The sequence below is a fragment of the Dietzia sp. UCD-THP genome, assembly GCF_000349585.1.
Lineage (GTDB): Bacteria > Actinomycetota > Actinomycetes > Mycobacteriales > Mycobacteriaceae > Dietzia > Dietzia natronolimnaea_A.
Map to the genome: position 1 here is coordinate 42593 of NZ_KB714656.1, position 19780 is coordinate 62372.

Annotated in this window: 24 protein-coding genes; 7 read left to right on the plus strand and 17 right to left on the minus strand. The window is 71.1% G+C overall.

Going from position 1 to position 19780, the window contains the following annotated elements; genetic code table 11:
* Positions 1 to 33: 33 nt before the first annotated feature.
* Complete coding sequence (locus tag H483_RS34535; RefSeq protein ID WP_017837946.1) at positions 34 to 957, minus strand: SDR family oxidoreductase; 924 nt, start codon at positions 955 to 957, stop codon at positions 34 to 36.
* Positions 958 to 1076: 119 nt separating this feature from the next.
* On the opposite strand from H483_RS34535, the gene H483_RS34540 reads away from it, so the two are divergent.
* Positions 1077 to 1301 carry a hypothetical protein gene (locus H483_RS34540; protein ID WP_017837947.1) on the plus strand — a complete coding sequence of 75 codons (225 nt, stop codon included), beginning with the start codon at positions 1077 to 1079 and terminating at the stop codon, positions 1299 to 1301.
* Between the two features lie 194 nt (positions 1302 to 1495).
* Here H483_RS34540 and H483_RS34545 read toward each other — a convergent pair whose 3' ends face one another.
* From H483_RS34545 to H483_RS34570, 6 genes are all read right to left on the minus strand, one after another.
* A complete protein-coding gene (locus H483_RS34545) occupies positions 1496 to 2440 on the minus strand; it encodes a carbohydrate kinase family protein (protein WP_017837948.1) in 945 nt (314 codons plus the stop codon).
* Positions 2437 to 3129 carry a class II aldolase/adducin family protein gene (locus H483_RS34550; RefSeq protein WP_017837949.1) on the minus strand — a complete coding sequence of 231 codons (693 nt, stop codon included), beginning with the start codon at positions 3127 to 3129 and terminating at the stop codon, positions 2437 to 2439. Before H483_RS34550 ends, H483_RS34545 begins: the two co-directional genes overlap by 4 nt.
* On the minus strand, positions 3129 to 3608 hold the full coding sequence (locus tag H483_RS34555) for an SRPBCC family protein (protein WP_017837950.1): 480 nt from the start codon (positions 3606 to 3608) through the stop codon (positions 3129 to 3131). The genes H483_RS34550 and H483_RS34555 overlap by 1 nt, the downstream gene beginning before the upstream one ends.
* Positions 3605 to 5023, minus strand: a complete 1419-nt coding sequence (locus H483_RS34560; protein ID WP_017837951.1) for an FAD-dependent oxidoreductase — start codon at positions 5021 to 5023, stop codon at positions 3605 to 3607. Before H483_RS34560 ends, H483_RS34555 begins: the two co-directional genes overlap by 4 nt.
* A complete protein-coding gene (locus H483_RS34565) occupies positions 5020 to 6108 on the minus strand; it encodes an alpha/beta hydrolase (protein WP_017837952.1) in 1089 nt (362 codons plus the stop codon). Before H483_RS34565 ends, H483_RS34560 begins: the two co-directional genes overlap by 4 nt.
* Positions 6109 to 6194: 86 nt before the next feature.
* On the minus strand, positions 6195 to 6671 hold the full coding sequence (locus H483_RS34570; protein WP_017837953.1) for an SRPBCC family protein: 477 nt from the start codon (positions 6669 to 6671) through the stop codon (positions 6195 to 6197).
* 181 nt (positions 6672 to 6852) lie between these two features.
* Between H483_RS34570 and H483_RS34575 the strand changes: the two genes are divergently transcribed.
* From H483_RS34575 to H483_RS34585, 3 genes are all read left to right on the plus strand, one after another.
* The gene (locus H483_RS34575) at positions 6853 to 7152 is read left to right on the plus strand and encodes an EthD family reductase (protein ID WP_017837954.1); all 300 of its coding nucleotides are present in this window, start codon (positions 6853 to 6855) and stop codon (positions 7150 to 7152) included.
* 72 nt (positions 7153 to 7224) lie between these two features.
* Positions 7225 to 7488 carry a hypothetical protein gene (locus H483_RS34580; protein ID WP_017837955.1) on the plus strand — a complete coding sequence of 88 codons (264 nt, stop codon included), beginning with the start codon at positions 7225 to 7227 and terminating at the stop codon, positions 7486 to 7488.
* 3 nt (positions 7489 to 7491) lie between these two features.
* Positions 7492 to 8685, plus strand: coding sequence for an FAD-dependent oxidoreductase (locus tag H483_RS34585; RefSeq protein WP_017837956.1), 1194 nt, complete (start codon positions 7492 to 7494; stop codon positions 8683 to 8685).
* Between the two features lie 42 nt (positions 8686 to 8727).
* Here H483_RS34585 and H483_RS34590 read toward each other — a convergent pair whose 3' ends face one another.
* From H483_RS34590 to H483_RS34600, 3 genes are all read right to left on the minus strand, one after another.
* Positions 8728 to 9459 carry a TetR/AcrR family transcriptional regulator gene (locus tag H483_RS34590; protein ID WP_017837957.1) on the minus strand — a complete coding sequence of 244 codons (732 nt, stop codon included), beginning with the start codon at positions 9457 to 9459 and terminating at the stop codon, positions 8728 to 8730.
* A gap of 180 nt (positions 9460 to 9639) precedes the next feature.
* Positions 9640 to 10491 carry an SDR family NAD(P)-dependent oxidoreductase gene (locus H483_RS34595; RefSeq protein ID WP_017837958.1) on the minus strand — a complete coding sequence of 284 codons (852 nt, stop codon included), beginning with the start codon at positions 10489 to 10491 and terminating at the stop codon, positions 9640 to 9642.
* Between the two features lie 65 nt (positions 10492 to 10556).
* Positions 10557 to 11051, minus strand: a complete 495-nt coding sequence (locus H483_RS34600; RefSeq protein ID WP_017837959.1) for a nuclear transport factor 2 family protein — start codon at positions 11049 to 11051, stop codon at positions 10557 to 10559.
* A gap of 77 nt (positions 11052 to 11128) precedes the next feature.
* Between H483_RS34600 and H483_RS34605 the strand changes: the two genes are divergently transcribed.
* A complete protein-coding gene (locus tag H483_RS34605) occupies positions 11129 to 11788 on the plus strand; it encodes a TetR/AcrR family transcriptional regulator (protein WP_017837960.1) in 660 nt (219 codons plus the stop codon).
* Here the strand turns inward: H483_RS34605 and H483_RS34610 are convergent.
* Together H483_RS34610 and H483_RS39905 are read right to left on the minus strand one after the other, a co-directional pair.
* The gene (locus H483_RS34610) at positions 11781 to 12860 is read right to left on the minus strand and encodes a DUF4389 domain-containing protein (RefSeq protein WP_052308387.1); all 1080 of its coding nucleotides are present in this window, start codon (positions 12858 to 12860) and stop codon (positions 11781 to 11783) included. The two genes, H483_RS34605 and H483_RS34610, sit on opposite strands and share 8 nt — an antisense overlap.
* Entirely contained in the window at positions 12820 to 13335 is a 516-nt protein-coding gene (locus tag H483_RS39905; protein WP_052308388.1) for a hypothetical protein, read from the minus strand. The genes H483_RS34610 and H483_RS39905 overlap by 41 nt, the downstream gene beginning before the upstream one ends.
* Before the next feature lie 233 nt (positions 13336 to 13568).
* Here H483_RS39905 and H483_RS34615 point away from each other — a divergent pair, with 233 nt between their 5' ends.
* A complete protein-coding gene (locus H483_RS34615; protein ID WP_017837961.1) occupies positions 13569 to 14027 on the plus strand; it encodes a hypothetical protein in 459 nt (152 codons plus the stop codon).
* Positions 14028 to 14090: 63 nt separating this feature from the next.
* Here the strand turns inward: H483_RS34615 and H483_RS34620 are convergent, their stop codons facing one another.
* On the minus strand, positions 14091 to 15386 hold the full coding sequence (locus H483_RS34620) for a cytochrome P450 (RefSeq protein WP_017837962.1): 1296 nt from the start codon (positions 15384 to 15386) through the stop codon (positions 14091 to 14093).
* Positions 15387 to 15443: 57 nt separating this feature from the next.
* Between H483_RS34620 and H483_RS38255 the strand changes: the two genes are divergently transcribed.
* A complete protein-coding gene (locus tag H483_RS38255; protein ID WP_017837963.1) occupies positions 15444 to 16106 on the plus strand; it encodes a TetR/AcrR family transcriptional regulator in 663 nt (220 codons plus the stop codon).
* A gap of 16 nt (positions 16107 to 16122) precedes the next feature.
* Here the strand turns inward: H483_RS38255 and urtE are convergent, their stop codons facing one another.
* Genes urtE through urtB form a run of 4 tightly spaced genes read right to left on the minus strand, consistent with a single transcriptional unit; the run spans position 16123 to position 19731 of the window.
* Positions 16123 to 16815 (minus strand): urea ABC transporter ATP-binding subunit UrtE, encoded by a 693-nt coding sequence (urtE, locus tag H483_RS34625; RefSeq protein WP_031265115.1) that lies wholly within the window; start codon positions 16813 to 16815, stop codon positions 16123 to 16125.
* Positions 16816 to 16820: 5 nt separating this feature from the next.
* Positions 16821 to 17642: an urea ABC transporter ATP-binding protein UrtD gene (gene urtD, locus H483_RS34630; RefSeq protein ID WP_017837965.1), complete on the minus strand. Its 822-nt coding sequence runs from the start codon at positions 17640 to 17642 to the stop codon at positions 16821 to 16823.
* Positions 17639 to 18850 (minus strand): urea ABC transporter permease subunit UrtC, encoded by a 1212-nt coding sequence (gene urtC / locus H483_RS34635; RefSeq protein WP_017837966.1) that lies wholly within the window; start codon positions 18848 to 18850, stop codon positions 17639 to 17641. Before urtC ends, urtD begins: the two co-directional genes overlap by 4 nt.
* Entirely contained in the window at positions 18847 to 19731 is an 885-nt protein-coding gene (gene urtB / locus H483_RS34640) for an urea ABC transporter permease subunit UrtB (protein ID WP_017837967.1), read from the minus strand. Before urtB ends, urtC begins: the two co-directional genes overlap by 4 nt.
* Between the last annotated feature and the right edge of the window lie 49 nt (positions 19732 to 19780).

The following is a 19780-nucleotide window of genomic DNA, read 5'->3' on the forward strand; positions in this document are numbered from 1 at the left end:
CGCCATCCCGGCGTGCGGCTGCGTTGGGCCGGCTCAGGGAGTGGGGGCGCCGCCGGTGACCGAGAGCGTGTTGCCGGTGGTGTACGAGGACTCCTCGGAGGCCAGGTAGACGTAGGCGCCCGCCATCTCGACCGGCTGTCCGGGCCTGCCCAGCGGGTTCTTGTGCCCGAAGGTCGGCAGCTTCTCGGGCTTCTGACCGCCGCTCACCTGCAACGCCGTCCAGAACGGCCCGGGCGCGACGGCGTTGACGCGGATGCCACGCGGTGCGAGCTGCTGCGCGAGCGACTTGGACATCGTGTTGACGGCCGCGCGCGACGTGGCGTAGTCCACGAGACCCGGCGACGGGGTGTACGCCTGTACCGACGAGGTGAAGATCACGCTCGACCCGGGGTGCAGATGTCCCAGGGCCTCCTGCATCATCCAGAACGGCGCCGAGATGTTGACGTTCATCGTCTCGGCCCACTGCTCCGAGGTCAGGTCCTCGAGGTGCTCGACGAAGGTCTGCCGTGCGGCGTTGAGCACGAGCACGTCCAGCCCGCCGAGACCGGCGACGGCGTCGCGGACGATTCCGCGTGCGACGGCCTCGTCCCCGACGTCGCCGGGGAGCAGGACGCAGGTCCGGCCGGCCGCATGCACGAGCTCGGCCACCTCGTCGGCGTCGGACTGCTCCGAGGGCAGGTAACCGATCGCCACGTCCGCGCCCTCCCGCGCATAGGCGATGGCCACGGCGCGGCCGATCCCGGAGTCACCGCCGGTGATCAGCGCCCGCCGCCCGGTGAGCCGACCGTGGCCCACGTACGTGTCCTCACCGTGGTCGGCGGGCGGATCCAACTCGGAGGCCAACCCCGGAACCGGTTGCTGCTGAACCGGCACCTCGATCTGGTACTTCGCCGTCGGGTCGACGAGCACGGGATCCCCGGACTGGTCAGAGGGTTGAACTGTCGGATCGGTGGTCACGTATGCCTCCCTGGTCGTCTGGACTCCCGACCGTACGCCTCCGGCGACCGGATGCGAGCGGTCCCGGGATCCCCCACAATGCGGGCACGACAGACGTCAACCGAACCGAAGGAGTGGGCATGCCCCGTTACCGCGTGATCGATCCCGAGCAGAACGTCATCGAGGAGAAGGAGTTCGCCGACGACACCAAGGCCTACGACTGGTTCAAGACGGTGGAGGTGCCCGACGACGCCCTCGGATACGCCATGGAGGTCGACATGGACGGTGAGTGGACCCGCTTCGAGATCAACGACGGTGGCACCAACACCTCGCCGGCTGCCGACGAGGGCACCGGCGTGGCCTGATCTGCCACACCGGCAGAAGACCTCCGGCCACTCGGCCGAGCACGACGGGCCGACTCCCCCATCACGACACCCAGGGGGGTCGGCCCGTTCGCGTCGCGGTCAGCCGTTCGCGTCGCGGTCAGCCAATCGCGTCACGGATTGGCTCGCCGGGCTCAGCCCGCCGGGCTCAGCCCGCCTGGCTCAGCCCGCCTGGCTCAGCCCGCCGACGTCGATCGGGCGAACTCGACCACGGACTCCAGGTCGTAGCTGCCTGCGGTGGTGCCGAGCCCCTGGGCAACCTGCGCCGCGACCGCGCAGCCGAGCACCGCGGACTCCCGCAGATCGCGACCGAGATGACGCCCCACCAGGAAGCCGGCCGAGAACGAGTCCCCGCAGCCGGTGGTGTCGACGACGTCGATCGGGAAGGCGGGGACCGCGAGGGCCTCGTCCGGTGTGACGACGAGCGCGCCGTCGGCGCCCGCGGTGAGTGCCACGCACCCCACCCCCCGCTCGATCAGCATGCGCGCCCCCTCCGCCAGCGACTCGGCGCCGGTGAAGCCGCGGACCTGGTCGTCGTTGGGCAGGAGGTAGTCCACGTGCGGCAGGGCGTCGGCGATCCACTCGAGCATGCCCGGGTCGCCGTCGGCGAGCACGTCGACCGACGTGGTGATCCCCTTGCCGCGGGCACGGGCGAGCAGCTCGCCCGCCGCCGGGCCGCCCAGGAACTCGGGCCCGCCCAGATGCAGGTGCGTGAGCCCCTCGAGCGCGTCGTCGTCGAGGTCGTCCAGGGTGAACGCGCCGTTCGCGCCGATGCAGTGCCACGCCGGGCGGTCCCCGTTGGGGCGCACGGGGATCACCGACGCCGACGTCTGCGCATCGGTCTTGGTCACGAGCCCACCGATGTCCACGCCCTCGTCGCTTAGCAGGGCCGTCAGGGTGCGTCCGATGGAGTCGGCGCCGACCGCGCCGATGCTGCGGACCCCGGCCCCCAGCCGGCTGAGCACCACTGCCGTGCCCCCGGCGGTGCCGGCCGGGGAGAAGGCGATGGTGTCCACCAGGGCGCCGGCAGAGCCCTCCGGGATGGAGTCGATCCCGATCGCGTGGACGTCGAGAACGTGCACCCCGACCGTCGCGATGGTCATGGAGGAGATGTCGGTCATTGCGGGTGCTCCTTGGTGGTTCCGTACTGGAGGGTGATCGCCTGGACGACCGCGTCGTGTTGCTGCGCCCCGGTGAGGGCCCGCGGCGTGCCCATCCCACTCGCGCGGACGTGCAGGGCCGCCAGCCACTCGAGCAGCAGTGCGTTGTCGAGGGCCTTGTCGAGGGAGGATCCCACCGCCACCGAGCCGTGGTTGGCCATGAGGACCGCCTGCCGGTCGCGCAGGGCGTCCACGACGAGGTCGGCGAGCTCAGGGGTGCCGAACGTGGCGTAGGGCGCCACCCGGATCTCCCCGCCCAGCAGCAGCTGCTGGTAGTGGAGCACGGGCAGCGCGTCCATCCCGGCCACGCAGGCGACGGCGGTGGAGAAGGGGGCGTGGGTGTGGACGACGGCCTGCGCCTGCGTGCGGGCGTAGATGCCCAGATGCAGGCCGAGCTCGGACGTCGGCGCAAGTCGGCCGTCGACGTGCTCCCCGGTCGCGTCCACCACGGTGACATCGTCGGCGTGGCAGTCGGCCAGCACCACCCCGGTGCCCGTCACGGCGACCAGCCCGTCGCCCACGCGGGCCGAGACGTTGCCGGCGGTGCCGATGAGCACGCCCTCAGCGGCCAACCGCCTGGCGGTCGCGGCGACCTCCTCGCGACCCCGTGACGACTGCTCACCTGCCCGGGGCGACCCCGTCGTCGTCATCATCCACCGGCCTGGTCGATGCCGCGTTCGGCGAGCACCACGTCCTCGAGCGTCGCCATGGACCGGTGGAACTGTCCGGTGAGCGATGACCTGAGGACGGGGGCGAGGAGACGACCGAGGGGGCCGAGTCCGACCCGGCAGTCGACCCTGTAGGTCATCAGGGTGGCCGCCGTGCCGAGCGGCTCGAAGCGGAAGGTGTTGACCATGTCGTGCAGCGGTGCGAAACCGGTCCCGGAGTCCACCCTGAGTGAGTGCGGCTCGATCGTCCCGACCGTCCACACCGACCGCGTCGTGAGCGGCCCGAGCGTCCGGTTGTGCTCGGAGTAGGTCTCGCCGACGGTCGCCGTCCCGTGGTGGGCGGTGACCTCCAGGACACCGTCGACCCACTCGGCGTACCGGGCGGTGTCGTCGATGACGGCCCAGATGTCCTCGACCGGGGCGGCCAGTCGCTGTTGTACGGAGACGGTCAGACGGGTCACGAGAGTCCTCCTGAGTGTGCGATCGCGGCGCGGGCGGCGGCCTGTCCGGAGCGGACGGCTCCGTCCATGTAGCCGTTCCAGTAGTCGGAGTGTTCGGCGCCGGCCCAGTGCACACGGCTGTGCGGGCTGCTGTGCGGGGTGCTGGGCGGGCTGTCGAGCGGCCGGTCGCGCCAGCGCCCGAGCGTGGTGAGGACCCCGGGGCCCAGGACCGCGGTCGGGCCACCCCGGGTCCAGCGCTCCGCGGTCCAGTCCTTCTCGAAGTACCCCACGGGCGCCAGTGCGGCGGGGCCCACCACCCGGGCGAAGCTCTGGAGCACCGCTCCGCCCCGCTGCCTCGCGGACCGTGGAGCCCACGTCCGCCACCCCGCGCCCCCGACGAATCCCATGAGGATCCCGGGCGACCCGCTCGGCGGGGTGTTGTCGAACATCGAGCACACCGGCTGGCCGCCCCCACGGAAGACGCCCTGACCGGAGAGTCCGTCCTCCCGCCAGAACGGGCGCTCGTAGACGGCCTCGCACTTCATGAGCGTGCCGAAGGTCATCCTGCGGAACAGCGCGTCCTGGTGGGCGGGCAACTGCGGGCTCCACTCGATCTCGGCCGCGAGGTGGGGCGGGACGGCGACGATGACCTGATCACCGTGGAAGACCCCCGCGTCGGTGGTGACGGTGACCCCGGTGGCGTGGTGCTCGATCCGCCGGGCCGGGGCGCCGAGGGTGACGTCGTCTCCCAGTTCCTCGGCCATGAGGTGCGAGATCAGCTGCGACCCGCCGACGAACCGGGATTCCTGGGCACCACCGGCCACGCTGATCATCCGGTCCAGCGTGCCGCGGTGGATCTCGTCACCCGCACCCGCGATGTACGCCAGGGCGGACAGCGCGGAGGTCTCGGACGCCGCCGCCCCGAACGCCGACCCGAGGAGGACCTCGACCAGCTCGACGCCGCCGGAACCGATCGCGCCGCGGCGCAGCCAGGTGGCCAGGCTCTGCTCGTCCAGGCGGCGCGCGTCGGGGTGCTCCCACGGCGCGGCCACATCGATCTCGCCACTCGTGCGGCCCAGTCGGGTGGTCGCCAGGGCGATGTCGGCGAGTGCGAGGCGGTCCGGCGGGATGTCGCCGCGGAACCGTCGACTGCGCGAACCGTGGACGTAGACCGTGTCGCCGAGGGTGTTGGCGGGGAACGTCTGCACCCCGAGTTCCTCGGCGAGCCCCAGCACATGGTCCTGGGTGGGCCCGACGAACTGCCCTCCCGCCTCGACCACCTGTCCGTCGTCGAGCACGTGGTTGAGCGTGCGTCCGCCGACCCGGTCCCGCGCCTCGAGCACACGGACCGTACGTCCCGCCTCGACGAGCCGCCGCGCGGCGGTGAGTCCCGCCAGTCCCGCGCCGACCACGATGACGTCGACGCCGGCGCTCACCCCTCGCCCCCGGGGGACAGGTCGGTGGCGGTGCGCGCGACCAGGCGGGTGTGGAGGACGCCCACCGCTTCGAGCAGCGCGTCCCGGGCGGCGTGGCCCACGCCCGTGGCGTTGATCAGGCCGTGCACATGGCCACTGTGACGTCGGAGGGTCACGTCGACGCCCGCCTCGGACAGGGCGGCCGCGTAGCGTTCGCCCTCGTCGCGCAGCACGTCGAATCCGGCCACCACGACATAGGCCGGCGGCGCGTGGCCGAGCTCGTCGGCGAGGAGGGGCGAGACGCGCGGGTCCAGGGCCTGGTCGGGCTCGGTGAGGTAGTGGGACTTGTACCAGTCCATCTGGGCCTCGGTGAGGAAGAACCCGCGACCGAACAGCTCGTAGGACCGGTGCTTGGTGGACAGGTCCGTCACCGGGTTGAAGAGCACCTGCATGGCCGGCGGGGTCCACCCGGGTGCCCGGTGCAGCGACGCCACCGCGGCGAGGTTCCCGCCGGCGCTCTCGCCGCCGATCGCGATGGCCCGGGGGTCCAGGTCATACTCCTCGGCGTGCCCGACGATGTGCGCGAACGCCGCGAGGACGTCCTCCAGGCCCCCGGGGAACGGGTGCTCCGGGGCGAGCCGGTAGTCGATCGAGATGACGGTCAGCGGCGTGTGCGCGGCGAGGAATCGGGCCACCGAGTCCCCCGAGTCGAGGTTTCCCAGGACCCACCCGCCGCCGTGGAGATAGACCAGGGCGGCGCTCGGCCCCTCGATCCCCGCTGGCCGGTACAGCCGGGCGGGGATCGGGCCGTGGGGGCCGGGGATGGTGAGCGGACGGACGGTCTCGACCGGGGTCTGGTGACCGAAGACGAAGGCTTCTCCCGCGATCTGTTCCCTCCCCCGTTCCAGCGGGAGTTGCTCGAAGGTCTCCGACACCCCCAGGTTCAACAGCCGCGTGCCCACCTGGGCTTCGAGCCCGAGTTCCTGCCCGTCCACCCGGATGGGAGGCCCGGCGATCAGCCGCTGGACCGGGGCGGGCGCCGCGCCGATGAGGCGGATGACGCGGCGGAGCACGCGTTCCCCGAGGGGCCTGTGAGCGGTGGTCATGGGGCACTCGATTCTGCGGGACCGAACGTGGGGTCCGACCACCGTAAACCTAACTTGGACGAACGTCCAGTACTTCCCGCGGATCGTCAGCCGGCCGAGTCGTACTTCGCCGCCAACCGCGAGAGCGTCTGGGTGATCCCCTCCGCGTTCTTCCGCGCCATCCCGACGCGCTCCATGACCCTGCCGATCTTCGACTGACGGTTGTCGAAGCTCTCGGTGACCTCGGTCCGCCCGTCCGCGGTCGGGGTGAACTCCCACCGCCAGCGGTGTCCCGCGGGATGCGCCCATTCGACGACCTTGAGCACCGGGGTATCGACGTGCTCGGTGACGGTGGAGGTGATGCGGTACGGGACGCCGTACATGCGCATCTTCGTGGTGAACGTCGCCCCCTCGGACAGGGCGGCCGGGCCCGTGACGTTGTCGCGGACGGTCCCCGACCCGTCGACGAGCCCGTGTTTCGTGGGATCGTTGACCAGGGCGAAGAGCTCGTCGGCGGGGGCGTTGACGACGACGCGCCGGGCGACGACGCGGGGGCCGCGGTCGACGGTGGTGATGGAGGTCATGGGTGGGCCGGTCCTCTCGGGGAGACGTCGATGACGAGTCAGACCACGACACGACTCGGGTCGGCGGGCCTGTCTGCCGACCACCGTACGCGCGGGTTCCGCCACGAACCCGGCCGATTACGGCATCATCTCCGGTGCACCCGGACGACCGGAGATGAGCACTTTCTGGAAAGGACCCCCCTTGATCACCCTCACCGTCCTCTACGCCACCCCCGACGACGTCGAGAAGTTCGACGAGCACTACTTCGGGACACACATCCCCCTCGCCCGCGCGGTTCCCGGCCTCGAGGACACCAAGGTCACGCGCTTCTTCCCCGGCCCGGACGGTTCCGCGCCGGGGTTCCATCTGATGGCCCAGTTGTCCTTCGCGGACTCCGAGGCGATGGGGACCGCGATGTCCACCGAGGAGGGCCGGGCGCTGGCGGCGGACGTCGCGAACCTCGGGGTCACGCCGACGATGCTGGTGGGCTCCACGGAGTAGACCGGCCCGACCGGTGGAGGGCGTCCGGGTGACGCCATAGCGTGGTGGACCCACCGCTACGAAAGGCGCCTCATGACCCACGCACGGCCCTCCGACCCCGACCCCGGCCAGACCCCCGATCTCGACAGCGGCGGCTCGCCCGACGGCCCGCAGACCCCGGACTCCGATTCGACGTCGATGCAGTCCGACAGCGCCACCGAGAAGCAGGGGCCGATGGAACGGCAGAGCCCCACCCCGTCCCCGTCCAAGAAGGGGGCGTACATCCCGATCATCGTCATCGTCGCCATCGTCCTTCTTCTGGTCATCGGGCTCGTGGGTTACGCAGTGACGGTCTGACCCATGTCCGCCGCGTTCGACACCGTGATCATCGGAGCGGGCAACGCCGGGATCTCCCTGGCTGCGCGCCTGCGCCGGGACGGTCGAGAGAGCATCGCGCTCGTCGACCCGGCCCCCGTCCACCGGTACAGGCCGATGCTCAACTACGCCGCCGCCGGCCTGGCCCAGATGAGGCGGTACGAACGGGCGATGACGAGCGTCGTCCCCTCCGGTGTACAGCTCCTGCCCCACCCCGCCGGGCGGGTGGACACCGATGCCCGGACCGTGACGCTCGGTCCGCGCGAACAGGGCCCCACGGTGGGCTACGAGAACCTGGTCATCTGCCCCGGACTGACCCCGCGGTGGGACGCGATCCCCGGGCTGGACAAGGCGTACGTCGCCGGGTGGGCGGCATCCGCCCACGTGCCCGAGTACGCCGGTCGCGCGTGTGCCGCGCTGGTCCGCCTCCGCGAGGGGTCCGTGGTGTTCTCGGTACCGCCGGAGCCCGCCTCCTGCGGCGGGACCGTGCTCAAGGCCATGTTCCTCGCGTGCGACCGGTGGCGACGCGAGAAGGTGCTCGACCGGATCGAGGTGCACCTGGTCACCCCGTTCGGAGGTCTGCTCGGACTCGAACCGTGCGACTCGCACCTGCTCCCACTCGTCCGGGAGTACGGCATCACCGTCCACGAGCGGTCCGACGTCGCCGCCGTGGATCACCACGCGCGCACCGTCACCCTGGCCGGCGCCGTGTCCACGACGATCGAGCACGTCGACCTGGCCTACGTCACGCCACTGAGCCGGGCACCGGAGTTCATCGCCCGGGCCGGGTTGTCGGACGGGGGCGAAGCCGGGCTCGTCGAGGTGGATCCCCAGCGCTTGAGCCACGCCCGCGTCGACTCGGTCTGGGGCCTGGGCGACGCCGCCGCCGCCGGCACCCGCCCGTCCGGCGGGGCCTTACGTCCCCAGGTGGCGGTGGTCGCCGACAACCTCCGCGCGGCCCGGGACGGTGGTCCGGGGTCGCGATACGACGGCTACACGATCATCCCGATCGCCGTGGGCCGGGACCGCCTGATGCTGGCCGAGCACGACCGGGACGGACGGCCGGCGCCCGAGATCCCCGGGATCGACCTGACCGTCCCCAGGCGCTCGACGTACGCGTTCGACCGCTATCTCCAGCCGATCCTCTACTTCCGGAAGCTGCTGCGCGGACGGGTCTGAGAACGGGGTCCGACGACGGATCCGGGACGGTCCGCGGACCGCTCAGTCCCGCGACCCGACATCGGCGCGCAGGGCGGCCTCGATCATGTCGTACAGGTGCGCCACCACCACCTCGAACCGGTCGTTGACCACGCTGTTGCGGGCGTCTCGGCGGTCCTCGTAGACCGCCAACGCGCCGGTGAACATCTGGGTGGCCAGGTCGATGCGCTCGAACGCCACCCGCCGCGGCAGGTGGGACAGCACGTCGATCAGCCGCACCACCACGTCGTCGGCCGCCGTCCGCGGATCCGCCTCCGGGATGCCGGGAGCCATGACCGGGCCGACCCTCTGCAGGAACCGCGCGTGGTGCGTGGCCTCGGGGTGGGAGCGCAGGAGGTCGACGATGGGGCCGAAGAGCACCCCGACGAGGGTGTGCAGGTCCTCACCCAGGCCCTGCTCGTCGGCCGCGGCCAGGCGCTGCCTGCGGTCGGCGTCGAGGGAGACGATGCGCCGCCGCAGCACCTGCAGGATCAGGCCGTCGCGGCTACCGAAGTGATACTGGACCGCCGAGTTGTTGCGTTGGCCGGCCGCCGTCGCGACGTCGCGCATAGAGACGCCGTCAAGGCCTCGCTCACTGATCATCTTCTCGGCGATCTCGATCATCACCGTCTTGGCGCCCCTGGTCTTCCCGGCCTCCACGGTGCCACCGGACCGCTCGGAGAGTGCTGCCACGTCGGCGGCGCTCGGTTCGGCGGTGTTCGAATCGGCAGTGCGATCATCGGATCCGTGCTGCACCGGGCCTCCACTTCCGACCTGGCCGCCTCAGCTACTCGGGGCTGAGCACCGTCAGGGCTGGTACGGCCGGCGGGATCCCGACGGCAGTGGGGTGCCACTGGGATCGGGGTGACCGGCGCTGCTCATGGTGCCCCATGTCGGCCGCGGTCGGGGACTGCTCGCCCGGGGGTGTGCGCGAGGTCAGCCCCAGCGGGACTGTCCTCCGTCGAGGGGGATGGTCGCGCCGCTGAGGTACGAGGCCTCATCCGAGCACAGCCAGGCCACGGGGCGACCGATGTCGCTCAGCGGGTCGCCGACACGGCCGGCGGGGATGCTCGAGACGAACTCGCGGGCCTCCTCGGGGTTGTTCTCCATCCACCAGTCCAACCCGGGGCTGTGCGCATGCGGCGCGATGTTGAGGGCGCGGGTGCCCTCGGAAGCCCACTCGTAGGCGGCGGCGCGGGTCAGCGCGCGGATGGCCTCCTTGACCGCGGAGTAGATGCCGTAGTTCGCGGCGTCCCATCGGACGGCGGCGGCGGTCACGAGGTTGATGATCGTCCCGCCTCCGCGCTTGGCCATCTCGGGCCGGGCCAGCTTCATCAGGCTGAAGGTCACGCGGGGCCCGCCCTCGAAGGCCTTGCGGAACTCGTCGTCCGGGTAGTCCGACAGCGGCAGCGGCATGGCCATGTTGGCGTTGTTGACCAGGATGTCGACCCCGCCCAGCTTCTCCACGGCGGTCGCGATGATCGCCTCGGGGGCACCGTCGGTGATGATGTCGACGGCCAGACACTCGGCGGTGCCCCCGTTCGAGCGGATGATCTCGGCGACCCGCTCGAGCTTGCGCATCCGGCGCCCGACCAGCAGGAGCGCGGCACCGGATTCGGCGAGACCGAGGGCGATGCCCTCGCCGACCCCCTGCCCGCCGCCGGTGACGATGGCGACCTTTCCGGCCAGTCGGTCCTCGCGGGTGGTGCCGTGCTGCGCTGTGGTGTCGTGCTGCGCTGTGGTGCTGTGCTGCGCTGTGGTGCTGTGCTGGGCTGCGGTGTCGGTCATGGGTTCCTCCGGGGGTCGGTGCGGGAGTGCGTGAGAGTCGGGCCGGGGTTCGGCTACGAGGGAGATCACCCTCGCCCGGAGCCCTCACCGCCGTCGGCGGGCGCGAGGTGGTTGTCGGTGAGCGTGAAGCTCGGGATGTCCTTGAGGTCGATCATCGCCTCGTACGTGCGCGTGTAGCCGGTGCTGGTGATGACCCACCGACCGTCGAGGCGTGCGTAGGTGTCGGTGTAGAAGGCACCCCCGATGATCATCGTGTCGAAGGCGGGGACGATCACCCGGTCCTGCAGGTACCAGCGTGCGGTGGCGGTGTCGCCGTCCACCTCGATCTCCGGGTGGTGGGCCTGGTGCTCGGTGATCACGTCGTCGGTCATCTGCTCCCGCAGCCCGGTCACCACCTCGTCGCGGCCGGTGAAGGACAGGCGCCTGCCATAGGACGCCGAGACCTCGGGCGCGAGCGTCTCCGCGAGCTCGTCCCACAGCCGCAGATCCACACAGCGCAGGTAGCGGTACTTCAGGGCTTTGATCGCGTCGATGTCGTCGCGGCGGTCGGTGGTGGTCATCGTGGGCCTTTCTCGCGAGAGGGCGCGTCAGTCCACACCCGTCAGGCCGACTGTAGTCAGTTGTGTACAGTTTGGGGATGGAAAGCGAGAACCGGTCCGACGACGACGAGGACGGCCACCCCGGCCCGCTCCCGCCAGACCCCGCGACCGCCCGCGGGCACGGCGCCCCGCGATCCCGCCCGACCGGTCGCGACGAGGTCCGCTCCGCCGTGCTCCGCGAAGCCCGCAGGTTGCTGTCCGAGCGCGGGCCCCATGTCCCGCTGCGCGATATCGCGGAGGCGGCGGACGTCAACCTCGGCCTGATCCACCGGCACGTCGGACGGAAGGACGCCCTGCTGACCACCGTCATGCAGGAGGCGGTGCGGCTCGGGGCCGCCCGGCTCGAGCACCTGGACGACGCGGGCGAGGCCGTACGCGGGATGCTGCTCGGCGCCACCGCGCACCCGGAGATCAGCCGGCTCCTGGCCTGGCTGGCCCTGGACCGGGAGGCCGCGTTCCCCCCGATGATCGACCCGGCCGAGCGTCCTGCCGCGGCGCTGCGCCGCATGACCTCGCCCCCACCGGCCGGGGACGTCGAACTGCTCCTCGTCTTCACCGCCGTCTACGCCTGGCCGGTGTTGCGGGGCACGCTTCTGGACGCCCTCGACATCCCCGCCGACCAGCGCGAGGAGATCGACGACCGACTCGCCGATCTCCTCGCCCGCATGGTGACGGGCCACAGCGGCGGCGCTACCTGACGGGCTCCCCCGTGTCCTCCGGACCCTGGTCGAGGCGGAACGGCGGGTACTCGTCGCGCAGGAGCAACACGTACGAGCCGACCTGGTACACCCAGCGGTTCAGACCCACGATCAGGTCGAAGAGCCGGGGCAGGTAGCGGCCGGTGAACAGCAGCCCGATCGCGGCGATCAGCACGAGCAGGCCGACCAGCGAGATGTTCCACTCGGCGCCCCCGTACTCCGAGGCTCTGGTCAGGGCCGCCCCGCCGCCGGTGAGGATGCCCACGATCAACAGGTGCGGGATCACCAGCAACCACCACTTGACCAGCACCAGGCCGCGTGAGAGCCGCTCGGGATAGGCCACGTCCAACCCGGCCGGATAGTCGGTCGGCGCCAGCGAGAAGGGTGGGTACCGGTCCGTCCCGAGGACGGAGTAGGCGTAGAACCCCACGCGCCAGTTCCACCGCAGCACTCCGACGCTGTAGGCGAACCACGCCCGCGGGTAGCGGCCGGTGAACAGCACCACCAGTCCCGCGGCGATGGTGGTGACCACCAACGCGAACCACAGCAGGGCCATCACTATGTAGTGCGGGATCGCCAGCAGCCACTTGATCAACCACATTCCGCGTGACACCTGCGGGTCCAGGTGCCCGGTCAGACGCAGCGGATCGGGGCCCACGCCGGCGGGGAGGGCGCCCGCACCGGGCCCGGGGAGGTCGTCGGGGTCAGCGTGCCGGCCGAGGCCCCGGTCGATGTCTCGGTCGATGTCCCGGCCCAGCCCCGCGGTCGCCACGAGGATCAACGGCAGCCCCAGCGCCAGCGCCACGAGTCCGGCGACTAGAACACCGGGCCCGGCGAGTCCGAACACCTCGGTGTGTGCTCCCACCTGGACGTCGACCCACACGGGGCGGGAGCCGTCGGCGTTCATCACCACGACCACCCAGTCGCCGGACCGCAGGTCGACGGTGAGGGTCTGCTGCTCTGCGCCCGTCGTGGACTGGGCCCAGAAGTCCTGGTCGGCAGGAGGTTCGGGGGCACGGGTGCCGGGCACCTCATCGAGGGCCGCCTCGGCGTCGCGACCCGATCCCCACATCCCCGATCCCCAGTCGTAGGTGGGACCCGCGGAGTACCCGGGATCCCACGGCTGGGTCGCCGATCACCGCGTGGGGGACATCGTCCAGATACTCAGCGACGTCGGATGCGTCCGCGATACCGAGGAACACGTCCTGATCGGGGACCACCGGGGTCGCGCGGAGTTGTAGGCTGATCAGGTCGTCGAGACCGTAGGGCCCGACGGTGGCTCCCTCGTCGACATGGATCGTCAGGGGCACTGTCGTGATGGCGTGGCCGACGGTCTGGAGTCGGTCGGTGTCGGTGAACGCGTACTGCCCGTCTCGCTGGGAGGCGTCGGCTACCAGGATCGCCGCCCCGGCCGCGGTCACGCCGAGGCCGAACACGGCCAGGAGGACCCCGGCGACGAGCAGGACCCAGTTCAGGGGGCGGGTTCGCGGAGGGCCGTGGACGGGGGTCGAGGAGGGACCGGACGGGGTGGCGTGTGAAGTTCCCATGATGAGTCCTCGTGCAGAAGTGTGCGGACCCACCCGGGACGGCGCATCCTCCTACAGGTGGTGACCTTACTCTTATGTGAGCACTGTGCCGGCAGGTTCTCACCGCCGATCAGCCCCGGATCCCCGTCGACCGCGTCGCCGCGCGGTAGGTGCACGACCCACGGGCCGCGCACCGGTTCTACTCGATCGGGATGAGCGGCGTAGGTGACCGACAGGACGTGGAGAGGCGAACGATGGCGTACACACCCGGACTCGGCCGGACCCCGCGGATCGTGGCGACCAGACTCGGGAGCGCGACCCTGGCCGCTGCCGGCACCCTGTCGCTGGCCCGGTGGTGGCCGTTCGGCTCGGCACCGGGAGAGGACGCCGATCTGACCCTCATCGTCGCCGGATTCGGGGTGGTCGCGCTCGCGCTGGCTCTCCCCCGGACCACCGAGGGATGGCCCGTGCGGGCGATCGAGACGTCGGACGCGGTGGTGATCCCCGCCCGGCGCCTGACCATGCTCGACCCCCTGGTCCTCGCGTTGGTCCCGTCGGCTCGCGGGCGCCTTCGGTGTCGTCAGCGGGGTCGGGGGCCCACGCGACTCGTCCCCCGCCACCTGGGCGGTGGTGGCCGCGATCTGCGCGTTCGGCGCCACGTATCTGGTGGTGCAGCGGCCGTGGCGGCGGCGCATCAAGTTGCGGAGGGATGAACTCGTCCTGGGCGCGGGCGAAGAGGCCTCACACATCCCGCGGGCACGATCACGGCGAGCGGGTCAGCGCCGTGGAGCGGCGAACCCCGTCGCGGGCAGCGAATGGAACCCTCTGGTGAACGGAGAGAGCGCCCGCACGGCCCCGCCCCCGTCCACCGTGACGGCCGGGTGGGCCGAATAGAGCTCCTCCACGGCGATCCGCGCCTGAAGCCGCGCGAAGTGCGAGCCGATGCAGAAGTGGGGGCCGCGGGCGAACCCCAGATGCCCGGTGGTCTCACGGCGGATGTCGAGCACCTCGGCGGTGGGTCCGAACTCGCGCTCGTCGCGGTTGGCCGACCCGTAGAGCATCATCACCTTCTCCCCCGCCGGGATCGTCTCCCCACCCACGGTCACCTCGCGCGTGGTCGTCCGCGCGAGCGCCTGCACGCTGGACTCGAAGCGCAGGCACTCGGTCAGCGCGCCGGGGATCAGTCCCGGGTCCGCCAGGACCAGCTCCCTCTGCCGCGGATGGGCGTCCAGGAGCGAGACGGTGTGCGAGATGAGGTTGCCGGTGGTGTCGTTGCCTCCGGCGACGATCACGAAGCAGAACCCGAGGATGTCCCAGTCGTCCAGCCGCTCCCCGTCGACCTCGGCCTGCGTCAGCGCCGAGATGAGGTCCCCGCCCGGGGCCGCGCGCCGCTCGGTGATGAGCTCACCGAAGTATCCGAACATCTCCGCCACCGCGGTGACCGCCCCTCCCTCGAGCCCCGCCGGGCGGAACCCCTCCTCCTGCAGGGTCGTCAGCGCGCTGACCCACGGGCCGAACCTCGGCCTGTCCGCGGCCGGCAGGTCGAACAGGTGCGCAAGCAGATGCGTGGGGATCTGCGCACTGAACTCGCGGTGCAGGTCGACCACCTCGTCGTCGTCGTCCTTCCCGGCCAGCTCCGCCAGTCGCCCACGGGCGAAGTCGCGGATGAGCGGCTCGGTCTCGGCGACGCGCCTGGGCGAGAACGCCTTGGCCAGCAATCGCCGCTTCGCGGTGTGCTCGGGGGGGTCCATCATGACGATGGTCGGGGCCAGCCCCAGCGTCTCGATCTCGTCCCGGTAGAAGGTCAGGCCACTGGCCGAGGAGAACGCCTCCGGGTCACAGACAGCGGCGTCCACGTCGGCGTAGCGCGACAGCGCCCAGAAGTCGGGTTGCGCCTCGGTGCCGTCCCCACGGTGGTGGTGGACCGGGTCGGTCTCGCGCAGCCACCGGTAGGCGGGATACGGATCTGCCAGGTGCGCGCGGTCGAACGGATCGAAGCCGGGCCTGGGCGGTGCTGACTCGGGCGGTGTTGATTCGGGCGGTGTTGATTCGGGCGGCGCGGTGCGGGTCATGGACCCAGTTAACACTCCCTGTTAAAAAAGCGGAAGAGGCGATCTAGACTCGGGCGGGTGCCCCGCTCCACCTCCCTGTCACCCCGGCCCCGCTCGTCCGCCACCCGAGAGGCCCTGTACCAGGCCGGACTGCGGCGCTTCGCCTCCGACGGGTGGCGCACGGCGCGGATCCGCGACATCGTCGGCGACGCCGGCCAGGGCAACGACTCGGCGATCAACTATCACTTCGGCGGTCGCATGGGCCTGCTGGAGGACGTTCTGCTCCGCGGGGTCCTGCGCATGGAGGACGAACGTCGGGCCGATCTGCAGAGGTGGGCGTCGTCGGCCCCATCGTCGGCCCAGTCCGCCCCCGACCTGGCGGAGATCGTCCGGGCGGTGGTGTCACCGTTGGCGGACCTGTTGGACGACGACGAGGGCCGCTGCACCCTCCGGGTGATCGCCCAGGTCGGGGCGCTCGCGGAGGTCGACCGCACACTCACCGACCGCCCGGTCGCCGGCACCGCGCTGCAGGACCAACTCGAGATGCTGGTATCCGCCGCGACCGCCCGCTGCGGCCGGGACCTCGCCGGCCACCGGGTCCGGCAGCTCATCGTGATGCTCACCGCCGAGCTCGCGGCGCGGGCGTGCGATCCCCCGGACGCCGCCCCGCCCCACCGCGAGTACGTGGCCGATCTCGTGGACTGGCTCGCGGGAGGTCTGGCCCGGCCCGCGCCGGCGTGAGAGGGGCCCGCCCGGATCAGATCGCCAGCGCCGAGGCGACCTCGTGGGCGGCGGTGTCGTCGGAGGCACCCGAGTGGGTGACCCGTCCCGACTCCACCACGTAGTAGACGTCCGAGGCACGCAGCGAGAACCCGACGTGCTGTTCGACCAACAGCACCGACAGGTCACCGCGGGAGGCCAGATCCACGATGATCCGCTCGATCTCGGCCACGACGTTGGGCTGGATGCCCTCGGTCGGCTCGTCCAGCACCAGCAGTCGGGGCTCGGTGATGAGCGCCCGGGCGATCGCCAACTGCTGGCGCTGCCCCCCGGAGAGCAGGCCGGCCTTCCGGTCCAGCAATTCCTTCAGGGCCGGGAACAGGTCCAGGGACTCGTCGATGAGCGCCTTACCCCCCTTGCGGCCATCGGCCACGACCCGCAGGTTCTCGGCCGTGGTGAGCTGGGTGAACGACTGCTGGCCCTGCGGCACGTAACCGATCCCCATCGCCACGCGGGCGTGGGGCTTGAGTCCGGTGATCTCCCGGCCGTCGAAGGTGATCCGGCCGGCCTTGCACGGCAGCAGCCCGACGGCCGCCCGCAGCAGGGTCGTCTTGCCCGCCCCGTTGTGCCCGAGCACAGCGGCCACGCCGCCGGCGGGCACCTCCAGGTCGATCCCGTGGAGGACCTCGGACCCGCCGTATCCGGCGCGGACGCCCGACATCGTCAGCAGTGCACTCATTCGCCTGACTCCTTCTCGAGTTCGGTGCCGGTTTCCAGTTCCGTGCCCGTGGCGGCCGCGGTGCCCAGGTACACCTGCTGGACCTTGGGGTCGGCCTGGATCTCTGAGACCGTGCCCTCGGCGAGGACCTTCCCGGCCGCCAGGACGGTCACGGAGGTGGCGAAGTCCCGCATGAAGTCCATGTCGTGTTCCACCACGACCACCGTGCGTTCGGCGGCGATGCGCTGCAGCAGCTCACCGGTGGCCTTGCGCTCCTCCGCCCCCATACCGGCCACGGGCTCGTCGAGGAGCATCACGTCGGAATCCTGGACGAGCAGCATGCCGATCTCCAGCCACTGCTTCTGCCCGTGGGCCAACACCCCGGCTTTTGTGCTGGCCAGGTGCTCGAGGCCGATCGTCTCCAGGGCCTCGGCGACCACCGTCGCGCGTCCCCGGCGGCGGCGGAGCAGGGTCAGCCATCCCCGACCGGAGCCGGCCGCGATGTCCAGGTTCTGCTCCACGGTGAGGTCCTCGAAGATGCTGGCCGTCTGGAAGGTCCGGCCGATCCCCATGCGGGCGATCTTGTGCGTCTTCATCCCCAGGACCGGCTGCCCGGTCTTGTCGACCGTCCCCGTCGCCGGGACAAGTCCGGTGATCGCGTCGACGACAGTGGTCTTGCCCGCTCCGTTGGGCCCGATGAGGAACTTGAGATCACCCTGGATCAGGGTCAGGTCCACACCGTCGACCGCGCGGAAGCCGTCGAACGTCACGGTGAGACCGCGGACCTCCAGGTAGGTCCGTCCCGTCCGCGCGCCGGTGGCCACAGCCGTGGGGGTCATGAGGTCTCCTCTGTGGTGGTGGATCCGGTGCCGGCGGGGGTCGCGCGGCCCGACTCGGTGGATGCGCGACGCCGGCGGATGACGAACAGGCTGGCCAGGCCGCCGGGCAGGAAGCCCACGACGACGATGAAGAGCACGCCCTGCAGGTAGGTCCACTGCGACGGGTAGGCCTCGGAGAAGGTCGTCTGCGCCCAGGCCACACCGATCGCCCCGAGGACCGGGCCGAGCAACGTGGCCCGGCCACCGATCGCGACACCGATGAGGAACGCGATCGACGGGGCGATGCCGATCGCCGAGGGCGAGATGATCCCGACGATCGGGACGAACAACGCACCGGCGATCCCGGCCGCGAAGGCGGCGACCGCGTAGGCCAGGGATTTGACCAGGGCGGGGTCGTAGCCCAGGAACCTGACCCGCTCCTCCTGGTCGCGGACGGCGACGAGCAGCTCACCGAAGCGCGACTGCATGAACTGCCGGACCAGCAACACCACCCCGATGAGCGCGCCACCGGTGATGAAGTACAACATCTGACGGTTCGCCGGGTCCGACAGGGCGAAGCCGAAGAAGCCGGTGAACCGGTTGAGGCCGTTGGAGCCGCCGAGCTCGGGGCGGCTGACCAGGAAGATCGCGGCGGCTGCCGCGAGTGCCTGGGACAGGATCGCGAAGTAGGCGCCCTTGACCTTGCGGTTGAACACCAGGTATCCGAACCCGAAGGCCAGCAGGGGCGGCAGGAGCAGGATCACCGCGAGGGCGAACACCGGCGAGGCGAACGGCTCCCAGTACCCGGGCAGCGACCGCATCCCGGCGATCTGCATGAAGTCCGGCAGGGCGTCGGGCCCACCGCGATCGCGGGCGTCGGCGAGCTTGAGGTACATCGCCATGGCGTACGCGCCGACGCCGAAGTAGACGCCCTGGCCCAGGGTGAGCATCCCGCCCCGCCCCCACGCCAGCCCGATGCCGCTGGCGACGATGCCGAAGCAGAAGAACTTGGCCAACAGGTTGAGTCGGAACTCGCTGAGCAAAAGTGGGGCGACGCCGAAGATGAGGATCGCGGCGACGGCGAGCGCCGCCCAGAACACCCAGCGGGGACGTTCTCCCTCGGTGGTCAGCGCACCGGGCAGAGGTAGACGAGGCGGACGGAACCGACGTCCCGAGGCCGGTTCGGCCGGGTCCGGGGTGGTGGTGCCGAGGGTGGCGGTGTCGGTCATGCCAGGCTCCTGGTCTTGACGGCGAACAGCCCCTGCGGGCGGATCTGGAGGAAGACGATGATCGTCACAAAGACGAGCACCTTCGCCACGGACGCGGTCGTGGAGTATTCGAAGAACGAGTTGAGGATCCCCAGGGCGAAGGCGGCGATGACCGCGCCCCGCAGCTGACCGAGGCCCCCGACCACCACCACGAGGAAGGCGTCGATGAGGTACGACTGCCCGATGGTGGGGCTCGTCGACCCGATCAGCGTCAACGCCACGCCCGCCACGCCGGCCAGTCCGGAACCGATGAAGAAGGTGGTCAGGTCGCTGCGCCGGGAGTTGATGCCGGAGCTCTCGGCGAGATCACGGTTCAGCGTGACCGCCCGGATGCGCCGCCCCATCGGGGTGAACCGCATGGCCGCCATCAGCGCGGCGACACACGCGATGGCCAGCAGGAAGATGAAGACGCGGGTGTACGGGACGGATGCGCCGAACAGCACCAGGTTGCCGCGCAGGAACGCGGGCACCTCGACGTTGACGGCGGGGGCGCCCCAGATGTCGCGCGCGACCTGCTGGAGGACCAGCCCGACGCCGAAGGTCACGAGCAGCGTGTCGAGCGGGCGGGCGTACAGCCGTCTGATGAGCAGCACCTCGAGGATCACCCCGAGGATCCCGCCCACCACGAACCCCGCGGCGAGGGAGATCGCCAGCCCCGCCCCGGAGGCGGCGACGAACTGCTGGATGACGTAGGCCGTGTAACACCCGGCCATGATGAACTCGCCGTGCGCCATGTTGATGACGCCCATCTGCCCGAAGGTCAGGGACAGTCCGAGCGCGGCGAGCAGAAGGATCGAACCGATGCTCAATCCTGTCGCGAGTTGACCGATGATGACGTCCACACCGGCTCCTTTCTCCTGCATTCACCCCCCGCGGCGGCCCCGTTCGCCG

What these genes read in the sequence shown, in the direction of transcription:
- H483_RS34600 (WP_017837959.1), bottom strand. Translation starts at nt 11,051, where the DNA reads ATGACCACCACCGACCGCCGCGACGACATCGACGCGATCAAAGCCCTG.
- H483_RS34585 (WP_017837956.1), top strand. Translation starts at nt 7,492, where the DNA reads ATGTCCGCCGCGTTCGACACCGTGATCATCGGAGCGGGCAACGCCGGG.
- H483_RS34610 (WP_052308387.1), bottom strand. Translation starts at nt 12,860, where the DNA reads ATGTGGGGATCGGGTCGCGACGCCGAGGCGGCCCTCGATGAGGTGCCC.
- H483_RS34570 (WP_017837953.1), bottom strand. Translation starts at nt 6,671, where the DNA reads ATGACCTCCATCACCACCGTCGACCGCGGCCCCCGCGTCGTCGCCCGG.
- H483_RS34615 (WP_017837961.1), top strand. Translation starts at nt 13,569, where the DNA reads ATGGCGTACACACCCGGACTCGGCCGGACCCCGCGGATCGTGGCGACC.
- H483_RS34540 (WP_017837947.1), top strand. Translation starts at nt 1,077, where the DNA reads ATGCCCCGTTACCGCGTGATCGATCCCGAGCAGAACGTCATCGAGGAG.
- H483_RS39905 (WP_052308388.1), bottom strand. Translation starts at nt 13,335, where the DNA reads ATGGGAACTTCACACGCCACCCCGTCCGGTCCCTCCTCGACCCCCGTC.
- H483_RS34595 (WP_017837958.1), bottom strand. Translation starts at nt 10,491, where the DNA reads ATGACCGACACCGCAGCCCAGCACAGCACCACAGCGCAGCACAGCACC.
- H483_RS34580 (WP_017837955.1), top strand. Translation starts at nt 7,225, where the DNA reads ATGACCCACGCACGGCCCTCCGACCCCGACCCCGGCCAGACCCCCGAT.
- urtD (WP_017837965.1), bottom strand. Translation starts at nt 17,642, where the DNA reads ATGACCCCCACGGCTGTGGCCACCGGCGCGCGGACGGGACGGACCTAC.
- H483_RS34620 (WP_017837962.1), bottom strand. Translation starts at nt 15,386, where the DNA reads ATGACCCGCACCGCGCCGCCCGAATCAACACCGCCCGAATCAACACCG.
- H483_RS34565 (WP_017837952.1), bottom strand. Translation starts at nt 6,108, where the DNA reads ATGACCACCGCTCACAGGCCCCTCGGGGAACGCGTGCTCCGCCGCGTC.
- H483_RS34550 (WP_017837949.1), bottom strand. Translation starts at nt 3,129, where the DNA reads ATGACGACGACGGGGTCGCCCCGGGCAGGTGAGCAGTCGTCACGGGGT.
- H483_RS34545 (WP_017837948.1), bottom strand. Translation starts at nt 2,440, where the DNA reads ATGACCGACATCTCCTCCATGACCATCGCGACGGTCGGGGTGCACGTT.
- urtC (WP_017837966.1), bottom strand. Translation starts at nt 18,850, where the DNA reads ATGACCGACACCGCCACCCTCGGCACCACCACCCCGGACCCGGCCGAA.
- H483_RS34605 (WP_017837960.1), top strand. Translation starts at nt 11,129, where the DNA reads ATGGAAAGCGAGAACCGGTCCGACGACGACGAGGACGGCCACCCCGGC.